The sequence below is a fragment of the Streptomyces sp. S186 genome, from assembly GCF_051603415.1.
GTDB lineage: Bacteria > Actinomycetota > Actinomycetes > Streptomycetales > Streptomycetaceae > Streptomyces.
The window spans coordinates 251,150-275,866 of the sequence record NZ_CP193932.1; the positions used below are offsets into that span (position 1 = coordinate 251,150).

Consider the following 24,717-nt stretch of genomic DNA (forward strand, 5'->3'; position numbering starts at 1 on the left):
GTCCTTCTAGAAAGAGAAATCGGCGTAGGCGGGGGTGACCGCGCTCGTGGACGCCGAGGAGTCGAACAGGGGGGTGTGCGGGGCGGCGTCGAGGTCGTCGATCAGCTCGGCCACGCGGTGGAGCAGGTATTCCGCGGAGGACGCGGTGAACAGCGCGGTGCTGTATTCCAGTTCGAGCACCGTGCCGTCGGGCCGCTGGTACGCCTGGAGGTTCAGGTCGAAGCGGCAGGAGTCCGGATGCAGCAGGATGACGTCCATCCGCAGCCCGTCGCGGGTGAAGGTGTGGAAGTCGATGTTCTGCCAGGCGAAGAAGGCGTCGAGCAGGGGAAGCCGGGCGGTGTCCCGGGGCAGCCCCAGCTGCCCGACGATCCGGTCGAAGGGATATGCCTGGTGTTCCAGGGCTTCCTGGTGCCGCTGGTGGGCGGAGTCCAACAGGTCGGCGAGCGTGGCGGGTTCGCCGACGGTGAGGCGCAGCGGGGCGGTGTTGACGAACATCCCCACCACGGACTCGAAGTCGGGGTGGATCCGCCCGCTCATCGGGCTGCCGACCACCACGTCCCGCTGCCCCGACAGCTGCATCAGCGCCGCGGTGTAGGCGCTGAGCAGCACGGCGAACGGCGTACTGCCGGTCCGTTCGGCGACGCGCGCGACCGCCGCGTCACGCTCGGACGTCAGGGCCAGCCGTACCACCGCTCCACTTTCCGCGCGCACCGGCGGGCGGGGGTGGTCCGTGGGCAGCTCCAGCCGCGGCGGATCGGCCAGGACCTCCGTCCAGTACCGCTCGTCCGCGGCGAACGCCCCCTCGGCGAGCCGATCGGCGTACCACTGCGCGGCATCGGCATAGCCCCACTTGGGCTCCGGCAGCACCCCGCCGGACAGCAGCTCCGTCAGCTCCTCCGCGACGATCCGCAACGACACCCCGTCGAACACCGCATGGTGAACGTCGAGATAGAGCCGATGGCACCTGTCGTCCAGGCGGACCAGCAGCGCCCGGAACAGCGGCCCGCCCTCCAGGTCGAACGGCCGGACGAAGGACGCGAGCAGCGACCGGTCGTCCTCACCGGCGAACGCGTCGGAGTCGGGCGGCGCCACCATCTCCACCGCGGCATGCGGATCCGTCACTTGCCGCACCCCTTCCCCGGTGACGACAAGCCGCATACGCAACGCATCGTGCCGACGCACCAGTTCGTTCAGCGCGTCCCTGACCGCCGACGCGGTCACCCGCCCGTCGAGGTCGATACGGAGCGGAACGTGGTAGGCCAACGACGCCGGGGCCACCTGGGCATGGGTGTGCAGTCCGTACTGCTGCGGGTGGAGCGCGGTGGGGACACCCGCCGGAGCCGGCGTGACCGGCGGCAGACCGGCCGCCGACGACGATGCCTGCCCGGCCCGTCGTACGGCATCCGCCATCCGCGCCAGGGTCCGGCTTTCGAACACCTCCCGGTACGACAGGGCCACCCCGTCCCGCACGGCCAGTCGTCCGATGAGCGCCCCGGCGGCCAGCGAGTTGCCGCCCAACGCGAAGAAGTCGTCGTCCGGCCGTACGGCGCGGCCCTTCAGCCGCAGCACCACGTCCCACACCTCGGCCAGCCGCCGCTGCTCCGCAGACAACCCGGCGTACGCGTCGTCACTAACTGACGTCACGTCACTTTCCGTCTCTGCGACGGGAAGTGCGGCCTTGTCGACCTTGCCATTGGCGTTCAGCGGGAGCCGGTCCAGCACCACCAGGCGGTCCGGCCGCAGGTAGTCGGGCAGCCGCCCGGCCAGTGCCGCCCGGACCCGTTCGGCATCCGCGCCTTCACCGAGGACGACGTAGCCGACGAGGCGCTTCCGCGTCTCGTCCGACTCGTCCGTCTTACCTGCCTCATCCGCCCTGTCCGCTGCGACGATCACGCATCCGTCCAGGACACCGGGGCAGCCCAGCAGAGCCGCCTCGACCTCCTTGATCTCCACCCGATGCCCGCGGATCTTGACCTGGTCGTCCACCCTGCCGTGGAAGTGCAGCAGGCCGTCCGCGTCCATGGTCACGCGGTCGCCGGTGCGGTAGCAGCGCTCGCCGTCGATCGTGACGAAGCGCTCCGCGGTCAGGTCCGGCCGGCCCAGATAGCCACGCGCCAGTCCACTCCCGCCGGTGTACAGCTCACCGGGCGTGCCGGCGGGCACCGGCCGTCGTTCCTCGTCCAGCACCCGCACGGTCGTGCCGTTCAGCGGGCGCCCGATGGGCACCGCGCCCGGCTCCTCGTCACGCACCTCGTGGGTGGTGGTGAAGGTGGTGTTCTCCGTCGGGCCGTAGCCGTTGATGATCCGCAACCCCGGGTACGCGGTCCGCAACGCGCGTGCCTGGCGGGCGGGGAGCACATCGCCACCCACCACCACCGCACCCAACCGGGCGAAGACCGCGGGGTCGGCGTCCACGGTCTGGCTGAACAGCGGAGCGGTCATCCACATCACGGTGATGGCGTGGTGATGCAGAAAGGTCTTCAGGGCGGACGGGACCAGCAACGTTTCCTTGCCGGTCACATACAGCGTCGCGCCGTTGAGCAGACACCCCCAGATCTCGAAGGTCGCCGCGTCGAACTCCAGGGCGCCGGTCAACAGCAGCCGCTCGTCCGCGGAGAAGCGGAAGAAGCCGTTGTCCCTGACCAGCCGGACGATGCCGGCCTGCTCCACCAACACACCCTTGGGACGACCGGTGGACCCGGAGGTGAACATCACGTAGGCCAGCGGGGACCGCTCCCCCACGCAGGGCACGGCATCGGCCGGCGGGGAGATCCCGGCCCGCTCCCCTTCGGCGATCAGCGCCCCGAGCGTCATGACCCGGGTCGCCCGCGGTGCCGCGGAGCCCAGCGCTCCCGCCAGTCCGGGCGCACAGACCAGCAGTTCGGCGCCGCTGTCGCCCAGCATGTGCGCCAGGCGCTCACCGGGGAAGTCGGGGTTGACCGGCAGATAGGCGCCGCCGGCCAGCACGATGGCCAACGTGCACACGATCGCGTCGGCCGAACGCGGGAAGGCCATGGCCACCGGCGTCTCCCGGCGCACACCCAACGCGATCAGCCCGGCCGCCACCCGGCCCGCGCGGTCGTGGAGTTCGCGGTACGACAACGTGGTCTCGCCGTCGACCACGGCAGGCGCGTCGGGGCGGCGGGCGACCTGCTCCCGGAAGAGCTCTTCGAGTAACGGATGCTGACTGGTGCCTGGCACAGGCGCCGTGTTCATCAACGGATGGACCTTTCCCGTCACGCGCCGGTTGGGCACGCATACGAACCGACGGGCATCCGGGGGTCGCCCGAGTGCACCGTCGCGGTGGAACGGTAATGAAGTGGTGGGGTTGGGGTGGTGAAGGTTGGGGTGGTGAGGGTTGAGGCGATGGGGCCGACTCACCGTCCGGTTTTCCGGTCTCCCCCTATAGCGGATTCACCACACAAACAGGGATCTGACTCCGCAACATAATGACGTGGCAAATGGTCGTGCGCCCCCTCAGTCGCCCTGCAACGCTCCTCAACGTAGCAGCAGCCACACAGCCTGACGCAACGTGACCCTCTTCACATAAATTGCACACCGCAGATTTTGACGACTCCTTGACCTGGGACTCTCCGCCATCTCCGGCGCCCCGCTCGCCCACGCCCCATCCCCAAGCAGCGGGGTCGCCCATACCCCTTACAGCGCAGGGGAATTAGTCGGAGCGGGGGTGACGGTGACACCCCAGGCACTCCCAGGAATCCCGTTCCCGGGACACGCCCCCCGTTGCCTCAGCGTCCATATCCCGCCATGTCCCGGAAACCAGAAAAACACAAACAAGAAACGGAAGCCTGAAAGGCGAGTGCGCCGGGCACTAGCCAACTGATCGAACATCACATCGCCGCCACACCAATCCAGTTGTCGAGCCATCGGTCGCGGGCCGCGACGCACCAAAATGACTGACGACGCCGTGCCAACAACGATGAAGAACAACCATGGTTGGCCACCTGGCATCGGGTCACCGCCACGATCAGCCCGGCCATCGGGCAGCCGCGACCGTTCTCAACGCGCTCGGCCATACCAGCGATCTCTGGGTCGCCACCACCAACAACCAGGGCCGCAGAAACGTCTACATCAACGTCGACTACCTCTACCGCAACGACCCCCAGGACCTGCCACCCTTCACATGATCGTCGATGCCTTCAGGCGGACCTGCCGGACCGGGCCCGAACGCCGGCCCGCCAGCCCGCTGGCCGGGCTCCCCCATAGAAGCCCGGCCAGCGACCTTTCCCTACCACCCTTGTGTCATTCCCCGCCTTCCCCACCTTCCCCGCCTTGCCCGCTGATCGCGTGTACCGGGCCTTCCCCGCCCATCCGTTCGTCCCCGCTTTCCTTACCCGCGTTGCCCGACTTGCCCTCGTGGCCCTCCCCGCCGTCCGAGCTGCCGGCCTTGTCTTCGCCCCCGCCGCTGGTCCCACCCCCGCCGTGGCCTTCTCGACCCTCCGAGCCTCCGCCCCTTGCGCCGCCGCCTCCCGTACCTCCCATGGCTGCCATGCCGTCGAAGTAGTTGTTGCAGCCCATGGACGAACCCATCGTGGTGCTCTGTGCACCCGGGGAGCCCTCACCGCCGAGCGCGTTGCCCAGCAGGCCGTTGAGGATCCCGACTTCGCCGAGGACGTCGACGTTCGTGTCGTGCGACCGGCACGAGCTGCCCTGCCTGATCTCGAACCCAGTGCCGCCCCTCCCGCCCTGCTGCCCGCCATCGGCAGAGGCGGTGCTGGCGCCGAGGAAGCCGAAACCTCCGAGGACGACGGCCACGACGGCGGCCTTTTGAAGCTTGCGCATTTCATCTCCGGTTGTCGAGCAGCTGCATCCGTGATATAGGGACTCCGTTCAGTAGGAAGAGGCTAATACGAGATAAGTCACTGGCATTCAGTGACGCGCCGGACCACCCCAGTCCCAAACGAATGCCCACCCCGGCACCACCCCGCACCTCGAAGCAGGTCAGGGCCTCAATCACCTCGACAGACACAGGCACAACGAGGCCGGCACCCGGCCCATGGACGACGAGCGGGTTCCAGTAGTCGCAGTGGGCATCGAAGGCCCTGAATGTCCTTGGCCAACAGCAATCGCAGGCTGCGCCGGAACAGTTCCGCCGGAGAAGTCTGTTGCGGGCATGAGCATCCTCCACGCCACACATTCCGGCCCGAAGCAGCATGAGGTGTGGCGTCAGGTGGTGAGGGTGCGTTCGAGGGGGGTGCGGTAGCAGGGGGTGACGCGGGTGCCTGCGAGGAAGGCGTGGGTGCGGTCGATCTCGGATTTGATGGCGGTGCGGGCCTCGCTGCCGGGGTCGGTCAGGAGATGGTGGTTGAGGTGGCCGTCGGGGTGTTGGGCCCAGCTGCCGATGATGCGGCCGTTCCACCAGATGGTCGGGCCGATGTTGCCGTTGCGGTCGAAGAGGGCCTTGGTGTGGTCGGGGTCGAGGTACCAGTCACGATGGCGCCAACCCATGGGGGTGGGGTCGAGACCGGGCAGCAGGGCCACCGCGGGCACAGCACCCTCAATGCCTTGGAAATCGCCTCGGCCCCCGCGGCCTTCGAGGTCTTGGAGTTCTTGGTGATCTTCGAGGGCTTCGGGCAGGAGGTAGCCGGTACCCTCGTCGAGTTCGACGGCCTGGGCGCCGGTGGCGGCGAGGGCTCTGCGGGTGTCGGTGAGGCTCCAGCCTGTCCACCATTTCAGGTCGTCCACGGTGACCGGGCCGAACGCGGTGAGGTAGTGACGGGCCAGTTGGGTCTTCGCCTCGGCGGGAGGTATGGCCCGCAGCGGGCGAGCCGGCGCCCAACGGAACTGTGCGGAGGTCCACGACCCGGCCGGCCGGGTCCGGCGGATGCGTCCCTCGGCGGCCAGCAGGCCCAGGATGGGTGAGCCGGCGCGCTGCCGCGACTCGTACGGCTTGCCTGGGAAGGTGACGATCTGCTCGCGCAGGTCGGGTATTTCGGCGGCGAGTTGGACGGCGGTGGCCGCACCGTGTGTGGTGAGCGCCGCCAGGACAGCCGCTTCCACCGCGGCGCAGCGACGCTCGTCCCAGCCGAGGGACTCGCCCAACTGGGCGGTGGTGCTGGCACGTTGACGATGCACGTCGCGGACGGTGGCGGACTGGACGGCCGGGGCCAGGTGGGCGGGGACGACGAACATGGTGCGGCGCATGCAACGGATGCGTTCCAGTCCCGGCGTCCCGTTGGGAGCGTGGTAGAGGGAGTGGTCGATGGCGGCCGCGGTCGGTGTGTGCATGCGGGCCGCGGCGGTGAGATAGACGGTGGCGGGGTCGGTGGCGTGCAGGCCGATCAGCGCCTCGGCGACGGCCTCGGCCTTCTCCTTACGGAGGGAGGGTGCCAGGAGGTGACGGCGGACGAGCCGGGAGCGGCGCTGGGCGGGAGTGATGCGGGGCAGGGCAGTCATGGGCGTGGATGCAGCGCGGGTCAGTGGGTCGCGTGGATGCAGAAGGGCTGGCCGGAGGGGTCGAGCAGGACGGTCCAGTGGTCTCCGCCAGGCTGGTGGCCGGGCTTGAAGGCTCCCATTTCCAGCAGCCGGTGTTCCGCCGCCGCGACGTCGTCGAAGGCGAGGTCCATGTGGAAGGGCAGGTCTTCCTCGGGCCAGTTGGGGGCGGTGAACGAGCCGGAGGTGTAGAAGAGGTACATCGTCGCGCCGGCGTAGAAGGCACAGGCGGCCTCGTTGCCGTGCTCGTCCGGGAAGGTCTGGCGGACTTCGGTACCCAGGGCGGCGGCGTAGAAGTCGGCCAGCTGACGGCCGTCGCGGGCCCACATGGCCTGGCAGAGGATCTTTCCGGACAGGGGGGCGGGGGTCTGGTTGGGCATGAGAAGGCTCCCGTGGGGTGGGGGTGGGAGTGGAATGGGGTGGATGGGGTGGGGAAGCCGCGGAAGCAGCTTCCCCGGCATCAGTTCGGACCGGCTGCCGCCGGGGTCAGGTCAGCGGACGACCTTGATGCCGAAGTGGCCGCCGAAGTGCTGGCCCAGGCCGAAGCCGATGGCGGAGTGCATATGCGCGTACATCTCCATGCCGCGGGCGCAGACCAGCGCGCCGAGGTCGAGGATGTCGGTCCAGCCGTACTCCTTGAGCAGGTCGGTGGCCTGCCGCTTGGCGTCGGCATGGTCGCCGGCGACGAACATGGTGTGTTCCCCGCCGCCGACACTGGCCGGGTCGACGACGGTGCTCTGCTCCTGGGTGACGAAGGACTTCACGACCTTGGTCCGGGGCAGGGCGCGCTGGATCTGCTCGCCGAGGCTGTCGGTGTCCACCGGCTCCAGCTTCGGCATGATGCCCCACGGCGTGGGCCAGGGGTGCTCCGGCTGGTGCTGGTAGACGAACGGGACGGCGTAGTCGATCAACGTCTTGCCCGCCAGTGCGTCGTCGATGGCGGACAGGGCCGCGACCGCGTTGTGGCCGTCGATGCCGTTGATGACCAGCTCGTCGGCGGCGGCCGCGGCCTCGCCGAAGGACAGCAGCGTGAGGCCCGGGTGATCGGCGAGAAACTGCTTGAAGGGCGGGTTGCCCATCATGTCGGGCTCGGTGCGGGCCAGCGTGGCCTGCACGTCGCGGGTGCCGACCACCACCTCGTGGCCGAGCTCCAGCAGCTTGGCGATGTGGCAGCGGGCACCGCCACCGGTACCGAGAACAGCGATCTTCATGGGGAAACCTCCCGTTTTGCTCCGTGCGGACGTGACCCACGGTAGAAGCCATTCAGGACAGCCTGTGTCCTTTGACGCAGGCATCATGGAATTCATGACGAGCGACATGACCGCCCGCATGCTGCGGTTGCTGTCCCTGCTGCAGACCCGGCGGGAATGGTCCGGAGCCGACCTCGCCGAGCGACTCTCCGTGACCGTGCGCACGGTCCGCCGTGACATCGACCGCCTGCGCGAGCTCGGTTACCCCGTCGACAGCGCCCGCGGCCACGCCGGCGGCTACCGCCTCGCCGCCGGCACCGACCTGCCGCCGCTGCTCCTCGACGATGACGAGGCCGTCGCCATCACCATCGCCCTGCGCACCGCCGCCGGCGGCCTGACCGGCATCGAGGAAACCGCCCTGCGCGCCCTGGCCAAGCTCGAACAGGTCCTCCCGCGTCGCCTGCGCGGCCAGGTCACCGCCCTCCAGAGCGCCGCCACCGGCATCGCCTGGGTGACCCGCGGTCCGCGAGCCGATCCCGCGCTGATGGCCACCCTCGCGGTCGCCTGCCGCGATCACGAGATCGTCACCTTCGACTACACCACCCGGCACGGCACCACCACGGGCCGCCGGGCCGAACCCTGCCACCTCGTCGCCTCGGGCGACCTGTGGTACCTCCTCGCCCACGACACCGACAAGGACGACTGGCGCCTCTTCCGCCTCGACCGCATCACCGGCGCCCTGCCCACCGGCCGACGCGTCCCGCCCCGCCCGGTCCCGGGCGACGACCCCGCCGCCTTCGTCGCCGCCCGGCTCTCCACCGCCCCCACCCGCTATCGCGCCATCGCCACCGTCCAGGCATCCGCAGAGCGGATACGCGCCCGTACCCCCGGCCTCGGCACCCGCCTGCGGCCGCTCGACGACCACACCTGCCGCCTGGACGCCTCCGACGACCACCTGCCCCGGATCGCCCAGACCCTCGCCGGCCTGGACGCCGACTTCACTCTCGACGCCGACCCCGACGTCCTCGCCCACCTCCGCACCACCGCCCACCGCACCCTGCACGCCCTCAGCGCCTGACCCCGCCAACCACCGGCACAGCCAACCGGCCGGCTACGTACGCAGGTACTGTCGCAGCAGCCCGTCACCGGTGCCCGCCTCGAAGTGGAATCCGCACTCCGCCAGCAGCTGGTCGGCCCGGTCCTGCGGGTAGACGCGGAAGCGGCGGCGTTGGTGCGCCAGCACCTCGCCCGCCCGCCGGACGAAGCAGTCCTTCACATACCGATCGCCCTCGGTACCGCCCTCCGTGCCACCTTCCATACCGCCCTCCGTACTGCCCGCCATGCGGATCTCCTGCGTGTACACCAGCCCTCCGGGCAGCGGCCGTTGGAAGGTCCGGTGGCCCTGCTGGACGGCGAGCAGCAGCGAACCGCCCGGCCGGACCGCGGCGGCGAGGTTCTTCAGCGCCCGGACGTCGTCGCTCTCCTCCGGGAGGTGGCTGCAGAGCGCGGTGTCCGCCGCGTCCTCTACCTCGTACCAGACACGGGCGACGGAGTAGGCGGCGTCGAAGGCCGGCAGCGCGGTCAGCTCCGCGATGTCGTGCCGGATCAGCTCTACGCGGTGCCCGAGCCTGGCCCGCGCCTGGGCGATCATGCTGGCGGTGTCGTCGATCCCGGTGATCCGCAGACGGGCCCCGCTCAGCTCCAGCAGACGTTCGCAGACCAGCCCGCTTCCCACGCCGACCTCCAGGACGTCTCTGTGGTCACCGAGCTGTGCCAGCAGGGTGCGCGCATAGGCGTCGTAGGCGCCGTAGTCGTAGTAGCCCGAGGCCACGATGAGGTCGTAGTACTGCGAGAGCGCGGTATATGAGTTGGCCACCCGCCGCACCGTAGCCACCCCAACCGCCCTGCAGTAGGGCGCAATTGAGACCACAGCCCACGGCCGCTCGTGATCGGTCTGGAGATCTAAGAGGCGCATTTAAGGGTTGCCCGTACGGTCGGCCGGCGACATCCCCAGTCCTGGCCCTCTCTCCTGCGGAGCTCCTCATGACAGCGTCGGAACACCCTGTGTCTGTGCCTGTGCCACGGCGACCCCGGCACAGGCATGGTGTCCTCGCCGCCTCGGCTCTCCTCGCGGTGGGTGCCTTGGTCCTGTCCGCGTGTGACGGGAGCGGTGCGTCGGGCGGCGACGAGGTGGCCGACAAGAACACGTCGGGCACGTCGGGTAAGTCGGGTATCGAGATCAAGGTCTCGGCGCGGGACGGCGCCACCGATGCCGGCCTCAACACCGGTGTCAGCGTCAGTGGCGGCAGACTGACCGAGGTGCGGCTGGTCCGGGTGGACAGCGGCGTCACGGTCAAGGGCTCGATAGCCGGCGACGGCACCTCCTGGAAGCCCGCCGTCCCGTTGGAGCGCGGAACCAGGTACCAGCTGGTCGCCAACGCCAAGGACGGCAAGGGGCATTCGGCCGCCGAGAAGTCCACCTTCACCACGGTCTCCGCGAAGAACAGCTTCACCGCCTCCTACACCCCCGACGGCGGCACGACCGTCGGCGTCGGCATGCCGGTGTCCTTCACCTTCGACAAGCCGATCAGCAACAGGAAGGATGTCGAATCGCACATCACGGTGTCCGCCGGCAGCGGCCAGAAGGTCGTCGGGCACTGGTTCGGTGCGAAGCGCCTGGACTTCCGTCCCCAGGAGTACTGGAAGGCCGGCTCCACGGTCACGATGAAGATCGACCTGGACGGTGTGAAGGGCGGCGAGGGCCTCACCGGCGTGCAGTCCAAGGCGGTGACCTTCACCGTCGGCCGGTCCCAGGTCTCCACCGTCGACCTGAACACCCAGACCATGACGGTGGTCCGGGACGGCAAACCCGTCAAGTCCCTGCCGGTCTCCGGCGGCAGCCCGAAGCACCCGACCTACAACGGTCAGATGGTGATCTCGGAGAAGCTCGTCCAGACCCGGATGAACGGCTCGACCGTCGGCTTCAACGACCCCGGGAACACCTACGACATTCCGGACGTGCCGCACGCGATGCGGCTGTCGGCCACCGGCACCTTCCTCCACGGCAACTACTGGAGCAGCCCTTCGGTCTTCGGCCGCTCCGGCACCAGCCACGGCTGCATCGGCCTGCAGGACCACAAGGGCGGCGGGGGCGACACCCCGGCCAAGTGGTTCTTCGAGCAGTCTCTCGCCGGCGACGTCGTGATCGTCAAGAACTCGCCCGAGCAGACCGTGAAACCGGACAACGGTCTCAACGGATGGAACCTCTCCTGGTCCGACTGGCAGGCGGGCAGCGCATTGTGACCCGTGCCGTCCCCGGAGCTTCGGCGTCCCCGGGGTTTCGACGTCCCGGAGTTTCGAAATGGTTGAACGTGCATAGAGCGACTCCGGCGTGTGCGCCGCGTTACCGGATAATTTCGCTGAGCATGCTCACCGGTCGCACTCGCCCCCCGCGCACAGGGCGCACGACGGCGAATAGCGCCGGCACCTGGTCGGGTTTCCCGCCCGCGATCCGCAGGGAATTAGTACCGCATCTTCACCGGTTGTTCAAACACCCGGTCGCCAACTCGGCCATGGCTACTGGCGAGTTCAGCGAAATGCACAGGGACATATGCCCCGCCCAGCTGCCTCGATGCACCATCAGATTGCCTAACCCTGGGCATGTTTGCGCAATTCGTTACGTCGCACTGGGTGGAGCGGCCCGGCACCGACAGTAAAATTCCCGGTTTTTCTTCTCCTGCGCAATCACGCGCATGGACGTGACGCGGCAATCGGAGTCCAGCCGGACCAACTGTGCAGTAATGAGAACTCTCCGTATTGGAAAGGCCCTTGGGCTGACCACGGCGAATTACCTATTACGATGAGCGCCAACCGATCGCCGGCCAGGTGGCGTTCGTCGTCCGGGAGAAGACTGGGAGAAGAGCTGCCCATGGGGAAACACGCACGACGGCGCGAGAGGCGTTTTCGCGCCCGGGTCGTCGGCACCACCGGGACATTGGCCGTCGTCCTGGGAGCCGGCATCGGCCCTGCCACCGCTGCGGGGAAGGCCGCCGGTGCGCCCATGGCCACGGCTGCGGCCATCGAACCGCCGCCGGCCCCGGGCCAGCTGACCCTCCCCGCCCCGACCGGGCGCTATCGCGTCGGCACGGTCGACCTTCACCTGCGCGACTCGACCCGCACGGATCCGTGGGTGCCCGGCAACCAGCCGCGTGAGCTGATGGTCTCGCTGTGGTATCCGGCCGCGCACACCGGTCGCTACCCCGCCGCGCGTCTCCCGAGCAGTCAGCAGGTGCTGCCGGGTGGGGTGACCCTGCCCACCACGGCCGGCCATACCGGCGCCCCGGTTGACCGCCGGGCCGGCAAACTGCCGGTGGTGCTCTACTCGCCCGGGCTGCACGGCAGTCGGGCATCGGGGACCGCGCTGGTCCAGGACCTGGCCAGCCGCGGGTATCTGGTCGTCACCCTCGACCACACCCACGACGCCTCCGAGGTGCTGTTCCCGGGCGGGCGGCGTGAGGTGAACACCATGCCGCCGGGAACGCACGCGTCCCGGACGATCGCCGTCCGGGCGGCGGACACCCGCTTCGTCATCGACCAGCTGACCGCGCTCGCCCACGGCCACAACCCGGACGTGGAGCACGCCCCCCTCCCGCACGGCCTGACCCACGCCGTGGACACGCACCGTATCGGGATGTTCGGCGCCTCCCTCGGCGGAGGAGCCGTGCCGGCCGCCATGCACGCGGACTCCAGGATCCGCGCCGGCGCCGACCTGGACGGGCAGCTCTTCGGCCCGGAGGTCCACCAGTCACTCAACCGCCCCTTCCTGCTGTTCAGTTCCCAACACCACAACCGCAACACCGACGGGAGCTGGGCGCGGTTCTGGAAACACCTGCACGGCGAGCGGCTCGACCTGAGGCTGCTCGGCGCCGAGCACAACTCCTTCACCGACGCCGAGGCCCTCTTCCCCCAGGCACCGGGCGCCTACGGGTTGACCCCGCCTCAACTGGTGCCGATCCTCGGCACGATCGACCCCAACCGCGCCATCGAGATCCAACGCACCTATCTCGCGGCCTTCTTCGACAAGCACCTGCGGCACCGGCACAGTCACCTGCTCGACGGCCCCTCGCACCGCTACCCAGAGGTCGCCTTCGTGCGCTGAACCAGCCGAACGCCGCCCCCGACGACCGCACAGCGCGACGGCATGTCACGGCCCTATCCCCGCATCCCCCACGTGCCGAGAGGACTCTGCCCTGCCCCCGGTAGCCCACGCGCCCCGTCCCCACCGTGCGCGACGCCGTGCCGACATGCCTCTGCTCGGAGGTGTCCGCCCACCGATCGCCGCTCTGCTCTGCGCACTTCTGGCGGTTGCCGCGTTCCCCACACTCGCGCTCGGCACCGTCCACGACCAGGAAGTCCCGCAGGCGGTACGTGTTGCGGAACGACGCATCGCCGAGGACGCGGCGGCCTCGGTCCGAGCCGCCATCGACGCCGGAGCCACGGCGGTGCGCCGTGCCGCGGCGTCCGCCAGGCCGGCCGACGGCAGTGCTCCGGCGGCGGTACTGAGGTCCCTCACCCCTGCCGGCCCCGCGGTGCTGGGCAGCGTGCTGCTCGACCCGCACACGGGCCGGCCCCTCGCGACCAGCGGTGCGGCGGTGCCGCTGTCCGGTGTGGATGCAGCGGCTCTGCTGCGGCCGGGCACCGCGAACCCCGCGCCCCGGCTGATCGCGTCAGGAAGTACCGGACCGCGGCTGTTGCTCTTCGCCCGGGTGAGCGTCCCCCCTGCGGGGCGTGAACTCCTGCTGGTCGTAGCGGAGAAGCTCGCTGCGCCTGTGGTGTACGGAGGCGGGCGCACCGGTCAGTTGCTGGACGGGGACGGAAAGGTGCTCGCCACCGCCGGTGCCGCCGGCACTGCCCCGGCACCGACGCCCGACGCCGAGGACGGCACCCGGCCCGCTGCCGTGGTGGAGGCAGCCAACGCCGGACGATCCGCCGGCGACACCTCCGGCAGTGTGCTCGGTGACGAGCACGACGGGTTGCGCCGGGTCGCGGGGTGGGCCTCGGTCGCGGCGGTGAACGGCAAGGACAACAGGAACGACGGCGGCAAGGACAGCGGCGAGGACGACAGTTCCCGGCTGGGCCTGACGGTGGTCACGTTCAGGGAGGTGGCGTCGGCGAAGGGCGGAGCCGGCCATATGTCGTTCGCCCTCGCTGCCGCGGGTGTGTTGGTGGTGATCGCCGTGCTGGTCACCCTGGTGCTGTGGGGCACCGTGCAGCGTCCGCTGCTGCGGCTGCATCTGTCCGCTGCCCGGCTGGCCGGGGGTGTCTGCGACATGTCCGCGGCACGGGGCGAGAGATCCGCGGCACGGGGCGAGCTGGCGCGGCCGGTGCCGGTCGCGGCGTTCGGTGAGCCCGGCAGGGTCGGTCTGGCGCTGGAGTCGATACGTCGTCAACTCCTTGGCCAGGAAGGGCCGGAGCCCGTGCGGGCGGTGCGCTATCGCCTCGGGGTTCGGTCCGTTCTCCTTGTCTGCGCACTGGTGGTCGCCGCTTGGGGGATGCCCCTGCTGTTCCTGTTCAACCGGGTACCGGCCGACCAGGCCGTGCCGGTGACTGCCGTCGCCGACCAGCAGGCACGTACCGAGGCCGCCGCCGACCTGGTCCGGCAGTCCCTCGACCGGAGCCGTACCGACCTCGCGGCGGTGGCACCGGCCCTCGCCGGCGCGCCACCGGAAAGAGCGGAGGAGATTCTGCGGCGGGAGCGCGCCGACCATCCCACGTACCGGTCGCTGTACGTGCTGAACCGCGCCGGCGCGATCGTGCTGCGGACGGGCAGGCGGCCGCTGCGCGCCCTCGGTCATGTGCCGGCCGGCGACGGTCTCACCCAGGTCACCACGTCCGGCAGGAACCCCGCGATCGCCGCCTACGCCCGGATTCCGGCGGCCAAGGACGCCGAGGTGGGCACCGCGCCGGCCGTGGTGGTCGCCGAGATCGCCGTCAGCGCGTTGAACGACGTGGTCGCACGGCCGGGGCTGGGCAGGGTGTGGCTGACCGACGAGCGCCACCGGGTGCTCACGGCGAATATCGACTTCCGGGGCTTCCAGCCGCTTCCCACCCGGGGCCTCACCCGTCTCGTGGCCAGGACCGAGGCGGCACCCGGCAGCGCGGGCGGACCGGCATCGGCCGTCCTGGACGCGGCGACCGCGCCGGGCGGGGGTCCTTCGGTCGCGGCCGCCGCGCCACTGGCGCGGACCGGGCCGGTGGCCGCGCTCGGCTGGCGGGTGGTCTCCGCCGAGGCCGCCGCCGACCTTCAGCTGACGGGCTATCAGCTCCAGGCACGCACCATGCTGGCCGGACTGCTCGCCCTGTCCCTGGGCGTCGCCTGTCTGATCTGGCTGCACATCGTCGTGGCCAGGCCGCTGCGCGCCCTCACCAGGTGCGCGGAGCGGCTGGCCGGCGGTGACCGTCGCACGGTGCTGTACCCGGTCCACCACGACGAGTGCGGCTCGGTCACCCGCAACCTGGAACTGCTCCGGCAGGCGCTGGTGGAACGGGACCGGGGCGCCGGATCCGACGTGGCGCCCGCCTGTGCCCCCTCGTCCCAGCGCGGTCGCGCGCCATGGCAGCAAAGGACCAACTGACGTGCTCTTCCTCTACGTTGTGCTGCTGCTGACCTGTGCCGCGCTGGTGGTCGCCGGCGTGCTGGAACAGCGGCGCCACTACGCCGCGCTGGCGCAGATCCCCGCGCGGGTGCTGGTCAACGGCATCCGCGGCAAGAGCTCGATCACCCGGCTGTGTGCGGGGGCGCTGCGCGGCGGCGGTCTGGTCACCGTGGCCAAGACCACCGGCACCGCCGCCCGGTTCATCCACCCGGATGCCACCGAGGAGCCCGTGTACCGGAAGTTGGGCATCGCCAACGTCGTCGAGCAGATCGGCATCGTGCGGCGCGCGGCGGCGTACCGGCCGGACGCGCTGGTGATCGAGTGCATGGCGGTGATGCCGGCACTGCAGGAGATCAACCAGGAGAAGCTGATCCGCTCCACCATCGGCGTGCTGTGCAATGTGCGCGAGGATCATCTCGACGAGATGGGACCGACGTTGGACGATGTGGCCCGCTCGTTGTCCCGTTCGATGCCGGTCGGTGGGATCTGTGTCACCGCGGAGCGGGAACGGCTGCCGATCCTCAAGGAGGAGGCGGACAAACGGAGGTGCCGGCTGATCACGGTCGATCCGGAGTCGGTCACCGACGAGGAACTGCGCGGGTTCAGCTGGTTCACCTTCAAGGAGAACGTCGCCATCGCGCTGGCGGTGGCCGAGTTGCTCGGTGTGGACCGGGCCACCGCACTGCGCGGTATGTGGGACGCGCCGCCGGACCCGGGCGTGCTCTCCGTCGAGCGCTACCGCACCCCCGACGGGCGGCGGCTACGTTTCGCCAATGTCTTCGCCGCCAACGACCCCGAGTCGACGCTGATGAACGTCCGACAGCTGGAGCAGCTCGACGCGATCCGCCGTCCGCTGAACGTGGTGATCAACTGCCGTCCGGACCGGGTGGAACGCAACGGGCAGATGGGCGCGATCGTGCCCGACCTGGCCCCGGAGACGGTCTTCCTCATCGGGCATCCGACCAAGAGCGCCCGCGACGGCATCCCGCCGGACTGGTCGTCGGGCCGGGTGGTGGACCTGGGTGGCGAGCGGCGCGACGCGGCGGAGCTGACCCGCGCGATCCTCGCCGAAGTGGCCCCGGATTCCTCACTGGTGGCCATCGGCAACATCCACGGCCAGGGAGAACTGTTCCTGGAGCGCCTGGCCGAGCTGCCTCCGGACGACGCCGACGAGCCGCTGCCGGTGGCGCATGCGCCCGAGCCGGAGCCGTACAGCTGGGTGGCGTCGCTGAACGCCCCGGCACCCGGCCTGCCTGTCCCCCTCACCTCCTCCGCCCCTGCCGAAGGCCGGTACGAGCCCGCAAGGAAACTGCCGTGATCCCCGTCGACGTCACTCCGCAGACCGCCGCACTGGGAATCGCCCTCGGGCTGGTCTTCTCCCTGATCTGCTACCTGACCACCAACCTCTCTCCGGGCGGCATGATCACCCCCGGCTGGCTGGCGCTGACCCTCGTCACCGATGTGGCCCGGGCCGCGATGGTGATCGGCGTCACCGCGCTCACCCTTCTCGCGACCAAGGTCCTTCAGCGTCATGTGATCCTTTACGGGAAGCGGCTGTTCGCCGCCGTGGTGCTCGCCGCCGTGCTGTTGCAGACCACGGTGGCGCTCGCGCTGCAGCACGAGTTCCCGCTGCTCTACACCGCGCAGACCCTGGGTTTCATCGTGCCCGGTCTGATCGCCTATCAGCTGGTGCGGCAACCGCTGGCGGCCACCGTGATCTCCACCACCGCGGTCACCCTGGGCACGTATGTGGTGCTGGTGGCCGGGTTGCTGCTGGGGGCGCTGCCCGTCGGCTGACCCGGCCGCCCGCGCCCACCCCACCCGTCCGCACGTCGAGGAGGTCACCATGGGCACCGTGCCCACTCCGCCCCGCAGGCCCAGTCGCCGTCAGATCCTCGGCTCCGCCGTCGGCCTGGCCGCCGCGGGAGCGATCGGCGGATATGCCTGGCACCGTTCCCACGGCGGCGCTCCGGACGACGACTTCGAGGTACCGACCGGCGGCTACCGCTTCGAGCGGCGCACCGCGCCCGCCCGCACGGTGGCGCGCGCCGCCGACGGCCGGGTGCTGGCCACCTTCACCGACGGCGCCCGCACCGCCGTGCTGGCCGGCCCGGCCCGCACCTGGAGCGAGCCGCGCACCACCGGCGCCGTGGTGCGCGGCGATGCCTGGGTACGGCTGATGCCCGGCGCCTGGCGCCAGGGCAGGGAAGAGACCCGCTGGTTCCGGGAGTGGTTTCCCAAGGTCCTCGCCGACCGCAGTCCGGACGTCCTCGCCGTGGCCTTCCAGTACGGCGACGGGGCGCCCGACCGGCATACCGCGTCGGGCCTGCGCTACGCCGGCCGGGCCCACTTCGGGCCGGACGTTCCCGGGCGGCCGCCGGGGTCGTTCCATCAACGCGACGAGAAGTCCGACTTCTACGACTACCTCGGCGTTCCCTGGACCTTCCCGGACGGCACCCGCAGGTACCCGGAGCGGGAGCGCTACGGGGATGTGGACTGCTCCGGCTTCATGCGCCTGGTCTGGGGCTACCGCATGGGCTACCCCCTGCACGCCAGCAACGGCGCGGGGGCCGGCCTGCCCCGCCGGGCCTACGCCATCGCCGCCCGGGCACCCGGCGTACTGCTGATCCCGGACACCGGCCGGCCACCCGCCGACCTCGGTCCCCTGCTCCCCGGCGACCTGGTCTTCTTCTCCATCGACATCGGACGACCGCACGCCATCGACCACTGCGGCCTGTACCTGGGGCCGGACGACGACGGGCATCCGCGCTTCTACTCCAGCCGCTCGCAGGCGAACGGCCCCACCATGGGCGACCTGGCAGGCCGGGCGACGCTCGACGGCCACGGCTTCTACGCCCGGGGGCTGCGCATGGCCCGCCGCCTGTGAAGCCGACGTACTCCTCCCGCACCCCAGCCCGCCCCCGGAGAGACCCCACCGTGGCCACCACCTCCCCCGCTCACGACCCCACCGACCGCCGCCACCGCCTCCCGCGGGCCGTCCACGCCAGGCGCTGCCGGCGGGCCGTCCTCAGCCGGGAGTCGTCGGCGCTGCTGCTGATCCTGGCAACCGCAGCGGTGCTCTACGCCTGGGGCATCGACCGTGCCGGGGTGCACCCGTACTACAGCGCGGCCGTGCGGTCGATGGCCGCGGACTGGCATGCCTTCGTCTTCGGCGGGCTGGACCCGAGCGGCTCGATCACCGTGGACAAGATCCCCGGTGCGCTCTGGCCGCAGGCCCTGTCCGTCCGGCTTCTCGGGCCGCACAACTGGGCGGCGGTCCTGCCGCAGGTCCTGGAGGGCGTGCTCGCCGTCCTGGCACTGCACCGGATCGTCCGTGCCTGGGCCGGCCCCACGGCAGGGCTGCTCGCCGCGCTGGCCCTCGCCCTCACCCCGATCACCGTCGCCCTCAACCGGCACACCATCCCCGACACCCTCCTCGTCCTGCTGCTGGTCCTCGCGGCGGGGGCGCTGCAAAAGTCCGTCACCACCGGGAGGTTGGGGCCGCTGCTCCTGTGCGGGACATGGGTGGGACTGGCCTTCCAGGCAAAGATGGTCCAGGCATGGCTCGTCCTGCCGGTCTTCGCCGCCGTCTACCAACTGGCCGCTCCGGGCTCCCGGCTGGACCGTGCCCGGCGGCTGCTGCTCGCCGGCACCACCGCCCTCGTCGTCTCCTGCTCCTGGCTCCTGCTGGTCTGGGCGACCCCCGCCACGGACCGTCCGTACCTCGACGGCACCACCAACAACAACCCCTTCACCCTGGTCTTCGGCTACAACGGGCTGAGCCGCTTCGGCCACGACCCGCACGCGCTGGGCGCCGTCGCCGGCACCGCCGCCAGCCGCACCACCGGCAACACCGGTTGGACCATGCTGGTCAACCAGAGCGTGGGCCCGCAGATCGCCTGGCTCCTGCCGCCGGCCGCACTGGCGTTGGCTCTGGGCGTGTGGTGGCGCGCCGGTCACCCACGCACCGACGGGTCACGGGCGGGCTTTCTGCTCTGGGGCGGATGGCTGCTGACGCACATCGTGGTCTTCAGCAACTCCAACGGCAATCACGGCTACTACACTGCCGTACTGGCGCCGGCCCTCGCCGCGCTGTCCGGTGCCGGGACCGCCGTCTTCTGGGCCGAGTACCGCGCCGGCGGGCGACGCCGGGCGGCGCTGCCCATCGCCGTCGGCGTCACGGCGTTGTGGGCCGCGGTGATCGACGGCCCGCACAGTCACTTCGCGCCCTGGCTGCTGCCGGTGGTCCTGATGCTCGGCCTGTGCGGGGCCGTCGGCCTGTGGACCAGCGGTCCGCAGACCGCGCGACGGGCGGTCCACGGCGCCCTCGCGGCCTGCCTGGCATCGGCGCTGCTCGCCCCGGCCGTCTGGGCCGCCTCCTGCCTGAATCCGCGGTACCCCGGCTCGCCGGTCGAGCCGCTGGCCGGCCCGGTCGGCCCCGGCTACCACGATGCGCTCCACCGCCGGGCCAAGATCCCGCGCAACCCCCTGGACGCCCCCTCCGCCCGGGACGCCGCGCTCCTGCGCTACCTCTCCGGGCACCGCTCCGGCGAGAAGTACCTGCTCGCCACCCAGGCGGCCTACGGTGCCGAGCCCCTGCTGCGCGCGGCCTCGCAGCCCATGCTGGTCATGGGCGGCTTCACCGGCCTGACCCCGTACCCGGCCCCACGCCAGCTCCGTGACCTGGTCTCCACCCACCGGCTGCGCTACGCCCTGCTGACCACGCGCCGCCCGTCCACACCGGCCACGACCTGGGTGAAGAGCAACTGCACCCGCGTCCCGCCGACCGCCTACGGCCGCGCCTCGGACGGCAGCTTCACCCTCTACGACTGCGTTCGACGAGGCGGCTGACCCCCAGCGCCCCAGCGCCCCCAGCGGCTCGGCAGACGGTCAAGAGTGCGCCAAACGATTGCACACCTGCGCAAGTATTGGTCTACACTCGGAGAGGTTTGAAGAAGAGGCACCTCGTTCGGTGAGGCGTCTGCACGGACACAGGCCACTGACCCCACGACGTCGAGAGACGCCCAGGGTCAGGACAGGTCTCCCCGGCCTAAGGGGTGACCCCAAGTGGCTTCCCCCACAGTGGATTACGCCGTGCAGTGCCAAAGCTCTGACGAGTTGGGGTGAACCGGCCGCAGTCGTGCGGGCCGGTCCGCTCCTTGCCGAGTCGACGACGACGCGCACGCGACGCGTCCCGACCGGAAGGAGGCGAGTGACATGGATTGCAGTTGCAGTAGTCCGGGCCATAGTCGGCCCCTGCCCCGCCTGTCCTCGCACTCTTCCGGCACGCGGTAACCACCTCCCCTGCGCGGATTCACCTTCGCACCCTGCGCCCCGTACGGCCATCCGCCGTGACGGGCCGCCGTCCTGCGCGCCCGCGCAGAGGGGATGGCCGCCGCATGCCCCCAACACCTCCCCGGCTGGGGGGATTTGGGAGGTACGTCAGCATGACGAAAACGACCATCGACACCACTGCCGTCGGCAACACCGCCCTCGACGGCACCGCTGTCCGCACGCCCCGCGCGGCGGTCCTGGACGACGCCCACGTCGGCGACATCCAGGGCGCCCTGGGCACCATCCGGCTCGACGACACCGCACCCCGTACCGGCCTGTCGGCCAGGCTCAAGACGCTGCTGGCCATCGTCGGCCCCGGCCTGATCGTGATGGTCGGCGACAACGACGCCGGTGCGTTCGCGACCTACGGTCAGGCCGGCCAGAACTACGGCACGCACCTGCTGTGGACCCTGCTCCTGCTCATACCGGTCCTGTACGTCAACCAGGAGATGGTGCTGCGCCTGGGCGCCGTCACCGGCGTCGGGCACGCCCGGCTCATCCTGGAGCGGTTCGGGAAGTTCTGGGGCGCGTTCTCGGTCATCGACCTGTTCCTGCTCAACGCGCTGACGCTGGTGACCGAGTTCATCGGCATCACCCTGGCCACCGGCTACCTGGGCCTGCCGAAGGAAGCGTCGGTGGTGCTGGCCGCCGCGATCATCGTGGCCTCCGCGTTCACCGGTTCCTTCCGCCGCTTCGAGCGGATCGCCATCGCGCTGTGCGCCGCCTCGCTGCTGCTGGTGCCGATCTACTTCATGATCCACCCCGCCGCGTCGCAGATGGCCCGGGACTTCGTCATCCCGAACATGCCCGGCGGGACGGGCGAGTTGTCGACCGTCATGCTGCTGATCATCGGCATCGTCGGCACCACGGTCGCCCCCTGGCAGCTGTTCTTCCAGCAGTCCTACGTGATCGACAAGCGGATCACCCCGCGTTTCATGAAGTACGAGAAGGCGGACCTGGTCATCGGCATCGCGGTGGTGGTCATCGGTGCCGCGGCCATGATGGGCTTCACCGCCGCCGCCTTCGCCGGGACGCACCAGGCCGGGAACTTCACCGACACCGCGGGCATCGCCCACGGCCTGGCCGCGCACGCCGGCAAGCTCGCCGGAGTCCTGTTCGCCATCGCCCTGCTGGACGCCTCGATCATCGGCGCCTTCGCCGTCTCCCTGTCCACCGCCTACGCCATCGGCGACGTCTTCGGCATCCGGCACTCCCTGCACCGCGGCGTCAAGGGCGCCAAGGGCTTCTACGCCGTCTACGCCGGCCTGGTCGCGGCCGCCGCGACGATCGTGCTGATCCCCGGCTCGCCACTGGGCCTGCTCACCGAAGGAGTCCAGACCCTGGCCGGGGTGCTGCTGCCCTCCGCGTCGGTCTTCCTGCTCCTCCTCTGCAACGACAAGGCCGTCCTCGGCCCCTGGGTCAACGGCCCGAAGACCAACGCGTTCACCTCGGCCGTGGTGGGTGTCCTGGTCGCCCTGTCTATCGTCCTGACCGCCTCGGTCCTCTTCCCGGACATCTCCGCGGGCGCGATCCTGGACATCATGGCCGCCTGCGGCATCGTCGGGGTGCTGGCCGCCGGGTACGCCTTCACCCGCCGCCGCACCGGCACCAAGGAAGACCCGATCGACCGCACCGGCCGGGGCACCTGGCGGATGCCCCCGCTCGCCACCCTGACCAGGCCGACCATGTCCACCGCGCGCAAGCTCGGCATGGGCGCGCTGCGCACCTATCTCCTCGTCGCGATGGTCCTCGTCGTCATCAAGATCGCTCAGGTCGCCTTCGGGGGCTGAGGAAGCCCAACACCCCGCGGTCCGGGGGCCGTTGACTGCGCCCCCGGACCCCGCTCACCGAACGGAGGCCCGTTCGTCATGCTCACCGCACTCGCCCACGTCCAGCTCGCCGCCCCGGCCGGTTCCGAGGACGTGCTGCGCCGCTTCTACCTCACCACGCTGCAGATGACGGAAATCCCCAGGCCGCCAGGCGTCGCCCGGCGGGGCGGCTGCTGGTTCGCCGCGGCGGACGGCGGACGACTGGAGATCCACATCGGGATCGAGGACGGCTACCGCCCGCCCCGCAAGGCCCACCCCGCGATAAGGGTCACCGGTCTCGACGCGCTCGCCGCCCGCCTGGAGGCACACGGCGCACCGGTCGTGTGGCACGTCAGCGTGCGCGGCCACCGCCGCTTCCTCACCACCGACCCGGTCGGCAACCGCCTGGAGTTCCTGGAGCCCCTCGGGCGATGGCGCGAATCGTGGGATGCCTGTCGTTGACGCCATCAGGCGGGAGCCAGCAGGCTGAAGACGTGCAACAACGCCGCATTGTCTTCGTGGTCTTCGACGGCTTCCAGGCCCTGGATCTGGTCGGCCCACAGGAGGTGTTCCAGCACGCGGGAAAGCCCGCGGGAGGATACGACTGCCGGGTCCTGGCGCCCACCGCCGGACCGGTCCCGGCGTCCAGCGGCCTGTCCGTACACGCCGGACACGGTGTGGCCGACCTGGGACCGGACGGCATCGACACCCTGGTGGTGGTGGGCGGCGACGGCGTCGACCACGCCGCACAGGACGGCGCGCTGACCGGGTGGATCGCCGCGGCCGGGAAGTCCGCCCGCCGCGTCACCTCCGTGTGCAGCGGAGTGTTCCTGCTGGCGGCCGCCGGGCTCGCCGACGGCCGCCGGGTCACCACCCATTGGTCCCGCGCCGGGCAGCTGGCCGGGCAGCATCCTGAACTGCGGGTGGACTGCGACCCGATCTTCATCAGGGACGGGCGGGTGTGGACCTCGGCCGGGGTGACCGCCGGCATGGACCTCGCGCTCGCCCTGGTGGAGGAAGACCTCGGCCAGGACATCGCCCGTGCCGTCGCTCAGGAGTTGGTGCTCTTCCTGCGTCGGCCGGGCAACCAGTCGCAGTTCAGTGTGCCGCTGTGGTCGCGCCAGCCGTCCACCGACCCGATCCGGGCCGCGGTCTCGGCGATCCACGCCGACCCCCGGGCCCGGCACGGCATATCCGACCTGGCCACCCACGCGGGCCTGAGCACCCGTCACCTCCAGCGCCGGTTCACCGCCGAACTCGGCACACCTCCGGCGGCCTACGTCGAGCGGGTGCGCGTCGAGGCGGCACGACGGGCCCTCGTCGAAGGCGACGACCCCGTCGAGACCATCGCCCACCACTGCGGCTTCGGTACCGCGGAGACGCTGCGCCGCTCCTTCCACCGGCACGTCGGCGTGGCACCGTCCGAGTACCGGGACCGTTTCCGATCCATGAACCTGAAAGAGTTGGCATGACGACCTATGGACTGCTGTTGTTCGAGGCAGCCGAGGAACTGGACTTCGTCGGGCCCTGGGAGGTGTTCACCTCCTCCGCCATGATCCGCGAGCAGCGGGACGCCACCGAGCGGCAGGACACCGCCGTACTGATCGCCGAACGGCCGGGCCCCGTCCGCTGCAACAAGGGCATGCGGGTACTGCCCGACCACACCTTCGACGACCACCCGCCGCTCGACGTGCTGCTCGTGCCCGGCGGGAACGGCACCCGGACCCAGGTGTCCAACCCCGCACTCATCGAGTGGATCGGCAAGACCTCCGCCCAGGCAGCCTGGACCACCAGCGTGTGCACCGGCGCCCTGCTGCTGCACGAGGCCGGCCCGGCCCGCGGCCGCCGCGTGGCCACCCACCATGCCTTCGAAGACACCCTCCAGGCACGCGAGGACATCACCGTCGTCCGCGACGCACGCTATGTGGTCGACGGCCGACTGGTCACCAGCCAGGGCGTCTCCGCCGGCATCGACATGGCCCTGTGGCTGATCGGCCAACTGCACGGCCGCGACCACGCCCGCGCGGTGCGCCGTTACCTCCAGTACGAACCCGCCCCGCCCTACCTCGCCGACGAGCCGCCGGTCCGCTGCTGACCGCAGGACGGCCATGGCCCCGGTCCCGGCGCCTGCGGACGGGCTTCGGTTTCTTGGCTTGGTGCTGTCCGTCCCCTCTCCCTTTGCTGGCGGAGTGTTCACCTGCCGCTGCGTAGCGTTGTCACGGCGTGCGGAGCCGAGGCCGAGGGAGTTCGCAGCGGCTCTTCGCGCCGATGACTCCT

19 protein-coding genes and 1 riboswitch are annotated in these 24,717 nt (G+C 70.6%); of the genes, 13 read left to right on the top strand and 6 right to left on the bottom strand.

Annotated elements, in window-relative coordinates; all coding sequences use genetic code 11:
• Positions 1-6: 6 nt before the first annotated feature.
• Positions 7-3,216: an amino acid adenylation domain-containing protein gene (locus tag ACRAS8_RS01110; RefSeq protein ID WP_438483832.1), complete on the bottom strand. Its 3,210-nt coding sequence runs from the start codon at positions 3,214-3,216 to the stop codon at positions 7-9.
• A gap of 737 nt (positions 3,217-3,953) precedes the next feature.
• On the opposite strand from ACRAS8_RS01110, the gene ACRAS8_RS01115 reads away from it, so the two are divergent.
• Positions 3,954-4,148 carry a hypothetical protein gene (locus ACRAS8_RS01115; protein ID WP_438483833.1) on the top strand — a complete coding sequence of 65 codons (195 nt, stop codon included), beginning with the start codon at positions 3,954-3,956 and terminating at the stop codon, positions 4,146-4,148.
• 115 nt (positions 4,149-4,263) lie between these two features.
• Here the strand turns inward: ACRAS8_RS01115 and ACRAS8_RS01120 are convergent, their stop codons facing one another.
• The 4 genes from ACRAS8_RS01120 to ACRAS8_RS01135 form a co-directional block, all read right to left on the bottom strand.
• Positions 4,264-4,803: a hypothetical protein gene (locus ACRAS8_RS01120; protein ID WP_438483834.1), complete on the bottom strand. Its 540-nt coding sequence runs from the start codon at positions 4,801-4,803 to the stop codon at positions 4,264-4,266.
• A gap of 384 nt (positions 4,804-5,187) precedes the next feature.
• Positions 5,188-6,417, bottom strand: coding sequence for a winged helix DNA-binding domain-containing protein (locus tag ACRAS8_RS01125; RefSeq protein ID WP_438483835.1), 1,230 nt, complete (start codon positions 6,415-6,417; stop codon positions 5,188-5,190).
• Between the two features lie 20 nt (positions 6,418-6,437).
• Complete coding sequence (locus tag ACRAS8_RS01130) at positions 6,438-6,833, bottom strand: VOC family protein (RefSeq protein ID WP_438483836.1); 396 nt, start codon at positions 6,831-6,833, stop codon at positions 6,438-6,440.
• A 111-nt stretch (positions 6,834-6,944) separates the two neighbouring features.
• Entirely contained in the window at positions 6,945-7,664 is a 720-nt protein-coding gene (locus tag ACRAS8_RS01135) for an NADPH-dependent F420 reductase (RefSeq protein WP_438483837.1), read from the bottom strand.
• Between the two features lie 94 nt (positions 7,665-7,758).
• Here ACRAS8_RS01135 and ACRAS8_RS01140 point away from each other — a divergent pair, with 94 nt between their 5' ends.
• Positions 7,759-8,721, top strand: coding sequence for a helix-turn-helix transcriptional regulator (locus tag ACRAS8_RS01140; protein WP_438483838.1), 963 nt, complete (start codon positions 7,759-7,761; stop codon positions 8,719-8,721).
• Positions 8,722-8,754: 33 nt separating this feature from the next.
• Here the strand turns inward: ACRAS8_RS01140 and ACRAS8_RS01145 are convergent, their stop codons facing one another.
• Positions 8,755-9,519: a class I SAM-dependent methyltransferase gene (locus ACRAS8_RS01145; RefSeq protein WP_438483839.1), complete on the bottom strand. Its 765-nt coding sequence runs from the start codon at positions 9,517-9,519 to the stop codon at positions 8,755-8,757.
• A 167-nt stretch (positions 9,520-9,686) separates the two neighbouring features.
• On the opposite strand from ACRAS8_RS01145, the gene ACRAS8_RS01150 reads away from it, so the two are divergent.
• The 11 genes from ACRAS8_RS01150 (at position 9,687) to ACRAS8_RS01200 (ending at position 24,535) form a co-directional block, all read left to right on the top strand.
• Complete coding sequence (locus ACRAS8_RS01150) at positions 9,687-10,946, top strand: L,D-transpeptidase (RefSeq protein ID WP_438483840.1); 1,260 nt, start codon at positions 9,687-9,689, stop codon at positions 10,944-10,946.
• 625 nt (positions 10,947-11,571) lie between these two features.
• A complete protein-coding gene (locus tag ACRAS8_RS01155) occupies positions 11,572-12,801 on the top strand; it encodes an alpha/beta hydrolase family protein (RefSeq protein WP_438483841.1) in 1,230 nt (409 codons plus the stop codon).
• Positions 12,802-12,946: 145 nt separating this feature from the next.
• Complete coding sequence (locus ACRAS8_RS01160; RefSeq protein ID WP_438483842.1) at positions 12,947-15,277, top strand: HAMP domain-containing protein; 2,331 nt, start codon at positions 12,947-12,949, stop codon at positions 15,275-15,277.
• Position 15,278: 1 nt separating this feature from the next.
• Positions 15,279-16,616, top strand: a complete 1,338-nt coding sequence (gene pgsB, locus ACRAS8_RS01165; RefSeq protein WP_438483843.1) for a poly-gamma-glutamate synthase PgsB — start codon at positions 15,279-15,281, stop codon at positions 16,614-16,616.
• Complete coding sequence (locus ACRAS8_RS01170) at positions 16,613-17,095, top strand: poly-gamma-glutamate biosynthesis protein PgsC/CapC (RefSeq protein ID WP_438483844.1); 483 nt, start codon at positions 16,613-16,615, stop codon at positions 17,093-17,095. Before pgsB ends, ACRAS8_RS01170 begins: the two co-directional genes overlap by 4 nt.
• Before the next feature lie 49 nt (positions 17,096-17,144).
• A complete protein-coding gene (locus tag ACRAS8_RS01175; protein WP_438483845.1) occupies positions 17,145-18,185 on the top strand; it encodes an NlpC/P60 family protein in 1,041 nt (346 codons plus the stop codon).
• A 50-nt stretch (positions 18,186-18,235) separates the two neighbouring features.
• Positions 18,236-20,149, top strand: a complete 1,914-nt coding sequence (locus ACRAS8_RS01180; protein ID WP_438483846.1) for an ArnT family glycosyltransferase — start codon at positions 18,236-18,238, stop codon at positions 20,147-20,149.
• Between the two features lie 106 nt (positions 20,150-20,255).
• Positions 20,256-20,428, top strand: a riboswitch (M-box (ykoK) riboswitch).
• A 317-nt stretch (positions 20,429-20,745) separates the two neighbouring features.
• A complete protein-coding gene (locus tag ACRAS8_RS01185; protein WP_438483847.1) occupies positions 20,746-22,422 on the top strand; it encodes an NRAMP family divalent metal transporter in 1,677 nt (558 codons plus the stop codon).
• Positions 22,423-22,500: 78 nt separating this feature from the next.
• Positions 22,501-22,902, top strand: coding sequence for a glyoxalase (locus ACRAS8_RS01190; protein WP_438483848.1), 402 nt, complete (start codon positions 22,501-22,503; stop codon positions 22,900-22,902).
• 32 nt (positions 22,903-22,934) lie between these two features.
• Entirely contained in the window at positions 22,935-23,912 is a 978-nt protein-coding gene (locus ACRAS8_RS01195; RefSeq protein WP_438483849.1) for a GlxA family transcriptional regulator, read from the top strand.
• Entirely contained in the window at positions 23,909-24,535 is a 627-nt protein-coding gene (locus ACRAS8_RS01200) for a DJ-1/PfpI family protein (protein WP_438483850.1), read from the top strand. Before ACRAS8_RS01195 ends, ACRAS8_RS01200 begins: the two co-directional genes overlap by 4 nt.
• Positions 24,536-24,717: the final 182 nt, after the last annotated feature.